Below are 5,778 nucleotides of genomic sequence, written 5' to 3'. Positions count from 1 at the left end.
TGCCTCCCCTGCCCCTCTGCCTTCTTACCGGGGATAGGTAATAATAACCCGCGATCGCCCGCCGCTAAATGGTGTACGACGCCATGAGTTATTTATAATCACCGGATTAACTATGGTTGAGTCTCGAATTGCCGGATTAATCAAAGTTGGATTAATCAGCGTGGAATTTCTCATGTTCTGCCTTACCTGGGGATAGTAAGAATCTGGGAAATTATTGCGTTGTGGCATTAGTCCCGTTGCCGGGTCTACAGGCATAGGCGTGGGAATCGGACTACCATAAATAAAGGAACCTACAGAAGGCGATGATCGCCTGACTCCATAGCCACCATCAATCACGAATGCGCGCTGGGCGGAAGCTGGAGCAATGCTTATACCCATCAAAGCTAAAGTCATACCTGCTAAGAGCCAATTCAGTTGCGAATGCTTAATTTTCAACATAATTTTGCTCACCTGCATAAGATACCGGAATTTTTAATCAGAAAATAGTTGCAGCTACTTAGTTAAAATTTTAGAAGTTTATTCACTTTCAGATTGCCAGCTTTTGAAAAAATTCCAAAAAGATTGCTGGCATTGGCAAAATTAAAACAGTGCTAATTTTTGTATAAGACGTGAGTACAGAAAGTTTAGAAATTGCTAAAACCCGCTACCAGACTGGGATAGTTGCCTTTGAAAATGGGCAATACCGCGAAGCCGTAGAAAATTTGGAAAAGGCCAGCACCCTGTTAGCGCGTAATTCTCGCCTTGCGGGCGAAGTAGAAATTTATCTGGTGACAGCTTATGAAGCGGCTGGACGCACGGATGATGCGATCGCTCTTTGCGAAAGACTCAAACGCCATGCCCATTTTGAAATCAGCAAACAAGCGCGGCGGATGCTTTATATCTTAAAAGCACCAAAGCTGAAAAGACCTAGCGAATGGATGACTGAAATCCCCGATTTGGGCGCATTAGCCGATAATGAACTCAAAATTTCTGTACCTGCTAAGTCTACTAAATCTTCTGGGGAGCAAAAGCCTAAATTTGCCGAGCCAGAATTTGTTGACCTCAGTCAGGTCAATACCAGAGATAATCGCTTTATCTGGGTGGCGCTAATTGCCATTGGTTTAACCATCTCATACTTGGTTTGGTTGAATTTTTCAGGAACTCCTGGCTGATAACAATTTTGGATTGGGGACTAGGGATTGGGAAGATTTGAATGAAGATTCAGACCCAAACTAAATCTTACTCATATTTTCTTACCCAGTCTCAGAGCGATCGAAATGGTATTCCAGGAATCTTAAACAATACTAATAAGTCAAGATCGGTTAAAAAGTTTGACTTTTGGGGAGATTTATAGTTATGAATTCTTCAATTTTTGGAAAGATTTTCTTGGGGTTAGTCAGACCATTTAGTTTTGTGTTGGCAATGAAATTGCTCTCACCACTGAATGGTCGAAATCGAATTAATCGGGTCTTTCCCATGCGAAATCCTATTCTGTGGCTAGTGCTATTAACATCCCTGTTACTGACTGGCTGTGTAAAGTATGATGTAGGGCTTAATTTTGACAATTCAAATAGTGGTGAACTAGTACAGCATATTAAGTTGGGAGAACGGCTAACTAGCTTTAGTGGCGATTCGGTGTACGAATGGTTAAAAAGCATAGAACGTCGCGCCCGTCAACTGGAGGGTAAAGTACAGCGAGTTTCCCAAGAAGAAATCATCGTCACAATTCCTTTTAGCAATGGTAGAGAATTGCAAGAGAAATTCAACGAATTCTTTAACTCCCGTGCAAATCAACCCTCTGAGTCTGTAGAGAGCCAATCTAACTCAGAACTGCCGAAAATTGAATCAAACGTCCTCTTAGAGGAGAATAATTTTTTACTTTTAGTCCGAAATCGGTTGATTTATGATTTGGATTTGCGATCGCTCTCTCTAATTGCCAGCAAAGGTAACGTCCTAGCTAATGCTGGTTCAATTCTCGATTTGGAATTTAGCTTGAAGACTCCTTGGGGAGCCAAAAATATTCAACTAACTGAAACTGCAATTGAGCCAGAAAAAAATGGCAATCAATTAGTGTGGAAACTCCAGCCTGGTGAGCTAAATCACATAGAAGCTGTTTTCTGGCTTCCTAGTCCCCTTGGTATTGGTGGGTTGTTAATTATCCTGTTTGTCTCAGGAGGATTGTACTTGAGATACAATTTCATGCCAGATCCCAGAATTCAGTTTCCTCCCAAAGCAGCAGCAATCCAGGAGCAGTAGACTATTTAGCTGTTGAATATTGTCAGTTAAGCCGATGCATTCTCCATCGGCTTTTTTACTTCACCTTCAGACTCATGTTCGCTGCCATACCAGCGTTCAGCAAGTCCATTGAGTTGATGAAGCACATCAATGAGTTCCTGGCCGCGTTCTGTCAAACCGTAAGTTACTTGGGGTGGAACAGTTGGTTCATACTGGCGATAAATAATCTCTGCGGCCTCAAGCATCCTCAGTCTTTCTGTCAGCACTTTAGTTGATATACCCTCTACTTGGCGCTTCAATGCACCAAAGCGATTAGGCCCACTATTACACAACACCCATAGTATGTACATTGTCCACGGCCCTGATAGTAAGGACATCAGAATACTTACTGGGCAAGCATGAGGATTTTTAGAAGCAGACATCGATAAGTTAGCCAAAATTATCGGGTGGTTACTTTATGGTAACTACTTTACTTTAGTAACTAGTTACTTTTAGTATCTAATGTAATGCTTTGAAATAAAGATTCAAAAAAAGTAAAAGCAGAAATCCTAGTTAATCAGGAGATATTTGGTGGTAAATATTCTACATATTGATTCCAGCCCCCGTGGTGAACGATCGCACTCCAGAGAACTATCTAAGGAATTCGTCAGTGGTTGGAAGGCAGCGCATCCTGAAGATGCGATCGCTTATCGAGATTTAGGGCATTACCCAGTTCCTCACGTTGATGAAGCTTGGATTGCGGCAGCATTTTCACCACCAGAAACCCATACCCCAGAATTAACTGAGGCAATTAGGATTTCTGACGAACTGATTGATGAGTTTTTGGCAGCCGATCGCTACGTCTTTGGAGTGCCAATGTACAACTTTAATGTACCTTCCACTTTTAAGGCTTACATCGACCAAATCGTTCGCATTAATCGGACTGTTGCAATAGAAGCTCAAGGTTTTAGAGGGTTAGTCGAAGGTAAAAAGGCACTTATTATTACAGCTCGTGGCGGTGACTTTAGCGCCACCTCCCCAGCCGTTGCTTATGATTTTCAAGAACCCTATCTGCGGGCAATTTTCGGCTTTATTGGGGTTACAGACATTCAATTTATTAACGCTAACAGCCTGAATGAAGGTGATGCCCGTACCCGATCTTTATTAGAAGCAAGAGCAGCAATTCAAGATGCGATCGCCCAGTGGTAATGTGATGTGGGCATTGGGCATTGGGCATTGGGCATGGAGAAGAGACAAGGTAGACAAGGAAGAGGGGGGAGACAAGGGAGATACTTGTTCAAGAATTCTCCCCTGCTCCCTTGCCTCTTCTTCAGGGTGACAACCGCTCAATTTTCCAAGTGCCATTATCTAAACGGCTATAGAGTAAGCGATCGTGCAGACGGCTAGGGCGTCCTTGCCAAAACTCAATTTCTGTAGGGATAACTCGTAAGCCTCCCCAATGAGGCGGTCGAAAAATCTCCTGATTTTCATATTTGCTTTGAAACTCCTGCAAGCGTCGCTCTAAGACTTCTCGGCTTTCTATCACCTCGCTTTGATTAGATACCCACGCACCCAGGCGACTGTTAGGAGGACGACTGTGAAAATACTGGTCAGACTCAGTTTCGGAAACTTTCTCCACATACCCCGAAATTCGGACTTGACGTTCCAGTTCTGCCCACCAAAAGACTAAAGCCGCCTGGGGGTTTTCTGCTAATTCTTGTCCTTTATGACTGTTGTAGTTGGTAAAGAAGGTAAAGCCCCGTTCATCAAAATTCTTAAGCAGCACCATTCTGGCTGAAGGCTTACCGTCTGGTGTGGCTGTGGCAATGGTCATGGCATTGGGTTCAGGGAGTTGTGCTGCGAGTGCCTGATCGAACCATTTTTTAAATTGGATAAAAGGATTGAGGTCTATTTCGAGTTCGCTCAAACCTTCCAAGGTGTAGTCTTTGCGAAGGTCGGCTACGGTTTTGTCCATTTTGATTTAATTCCTAAGTAATCAGATACGCTTATACATGGCTTTGTTAAAAATATCTATGATGATGATTAGCATCATCAAGAATTTTACAAATTCTCTCAAGGAATATCTAAAATAGGTTGCATAAGATGCGCCGTTCGGCCTCCCTTCAACGCCTGTTAATTTATGGTCTAAGCGGCCCGATTATCGCTCTCAATATCTGGCTGCTGTCCCTGGTTTTTCGCTATTTCCAACATCCTATTACCGTCTTGAGCATTGCGGCAATTTTGGCTTTTCTACTAAATTATCCAGTTAAGTTCTTTGAACGTGCTCAAATTACGCGCACTCAAGCGGTGATCATAGTTTTACTTGCAACGTTAAGCCTGTTTGTGATTCTGGGCGTCACCCTAGTGCCGTTGATCATTGACCAAACAATCCAATTGTTAAATAATATCCCTGATTGGTTAGGCGCGAGTCAAGCAAACTTAGAGCAGTTTGAGAAGCTGGCAAAACAACGACGTTTGCCAATCGATCTCAGGGTTGTGAGCAGTCAAATCAATGCCAACATTCAGAATGTGGTGCAACAGCTAGCTTCTGGTGCAGTAGGATTTGCTGGAACATTGCTATCAGGCTTACTTGACTTAGTGTTAGTCATTGTGCTTGCATTTTATATGCTTTTATATGGCGAGCGCGTCTGGTATGGTCTAATCAATCTTTTGCCCTCTAACATTGGAGATCCCCTGACCACATCCTTGCGCTTAAACTTTCAGAACTTCTTCCTCAGCCAGCTATTACTAGGATTATTCATGGTGCTAACCCTGACACCAATTTTCTTAGTGATGAAGGTGCCCTTTGCCCTGTTGTTTGCCATATTAATTGGTATCTCAGAACTCATTCCCTTTATTGGGGCGTCTCTGGGTATTGGTCTAGTAACGATTTTAGTGCTGCTGCAAAATTGGTGGTTGGCAGTTCAAGTTGCGATCGCGGCAGTTCTCATGCAGCAGCTTAAAGATAATTTGTTAGCTCCCAGGTTACTCGGCAATTTTATCGGATTAAATCCCATTTGGATTTTTGTGTCTATTCTAATGGGATTTGAGATTGCTGGCTTGTTAGGGACACTTGTTGCTGTTCCAATTGCTGGTACTATTAAGGGCACTTTCGATGCTATTAAGAGTGGCAAGCCAAGTAATTTTGTCTCAACTGTTACTATTGCTCGTGATTCACCTCCTGATTAAGGTGGCAGAGGGGCAGGGGCTAGTAAGTCAAAAGCTAAAAGTAAAAAGTAAAAAGAAAAGAATTAAGACTTCATCAGTTCTATGCTTGCCCTTTAACTTTTGACTTTTAACTTTATCTTGGGGGCAGGGGAAGTTAAACCAATTCGCAATTTGCAATTCGCAATGACGCTCTCTACGAGACGCTAAAAGCGTAGCTTGCAACTTTTACAGAGTACGCGGACTCGCTATCTCTACAAAGAGAACAATTACGTTTTGTAACGGGGATTTTAATTAGGTATTCAATTCGTGCTGCCATTCTTAGGCAGGGGAATTAAACTGAACATAACTTTGTTAAAACTTGAACGTTCACCCTCAGAAGCTCAACTTCCACCTTCAGAAGCTCAACGTTCACCCTCA

Annotated in this window: 7 protein-coding genes; 4 read left to right on the top strand and 3 right to left on the bottom strand. The window is 42.7% G+C overall.

Annotated features, from left to right (window positions below; translation table 11 throughout):
• Window positions 1-24: 24 nt before the first annotated feature.
• Window positions 25-438, bottom strand: coding sequence for a hypothetical protein (locus tag ACFE93_RS33720; protein WP_375480337.1), 414 nt, complete (start codon window positions 436-438; stop codon window positions 25-27).
• A 170-nt stretch (window positions 439-608) separates the two neighbouring features.
• Between ACFE93_RS33720 and ACFE93_RS33715 the strand changes: the two genes are divergently transcribed.
• Together ACFE93_RS33715 and ACFE93_RS33710 are read left to right on the top strand one after the other, a co-directional pair.
• Window positions 609-1,151 (top strand): tetratricopeptide repeat protein, encoded by a 543-nt coding sequence (locus ACFE93_RS33715; RefSeq protein WP_375480336.1) that lies wholly within the window; start codon window positions 609-611, stop codon window positions 1,149-1,151.
• Between the two features lie 184 nt (window positions 1,152-1,335).
• A complete protein-coding gene (locus tag ACFE93_RS33710; protein WP_375480334.1) occupies window positions 1,336-2,235 on the top strand; it encodes a DUF3153 domain-containing protein in 900 nt (299 codons plus the stop codon).
• A gap of 26 nt (window positions 2,236-2,261) precedes the next feature.
• Here the strand turns inward: ACFE93_RS33710 and ACFE93_RS33705 are convergent, their stop codons facing one another.
• Entirely contained in the window at window positions 2,262-2,636 is a 375-nt protein-coding gene (locus ACFE93_RS33705) for a winged helix-turn-helix transcriptional regulator (protein ID WP_375480332.1), read from the bottom strand.
• A 148-nt stretch (window positions 2,637-2,784) separates the two neighbouring features.
• Between ACFE93_RS33705 and ACFE93_RS33700 the strand changes: the two genes are divergently transcribed.
• Entirely contained in the window at window positions 2,785-3,402 is a 618-nt protein-coding gene (locus ACFE93_RS33700; RefSeq protein ID WP_375480330.1) for an FMN-dependent NADH-azoreductase, read from the top strand.
• Window positions 3,403-3,523: 121 nt separating this feature from the next.
• Here the strand turns inward: ACFE93_RS33700 and pdxH are convergent, their stop codons facing one another.
• Window positions 3,524-4,168, bottom strand: a complete 645-nt coding sequence (gene pdxH / locus ACFE93_RS33695; protein WP_375480328.1) for a pyridoxamine 5'-phosphate oxidase — start codon at window positions 4,166-4,168, stop codon at window positions 3,524-3,526.
• 128 nt (window positions 4,169-4,296) lie between these two features.
• Between pdxH and ACFE93_RS33690 the strand changes: the two genes are divergently transcribed.
• On the top strand, window positions 4,297-5,382 hold the full coding sequence (locus ACFE93_RS33690; RefSeq protein ID WP_375480326.1) for an AI-2E family transporter: 1,086 nt from the start codon (window positions 4,297-4,299) through the stop codon (window positions 5,380-5,382).
• Window positions 5,383-5,778: the final 396 nt, after the last annotated feature.

Source organism: uncultured Nostoc sp., from assembly GCF_964247315.1.
Lineage (GTDB): Bacteria > Cyanobacteriota > Cyanobacteriia > Cyanobacteriales > Nostocaceae > Nostoc.
Note: the sequence above shows the minus strand (reverse complement) of the source record. Positions and strands in the feature narration are given on the sequence as shown.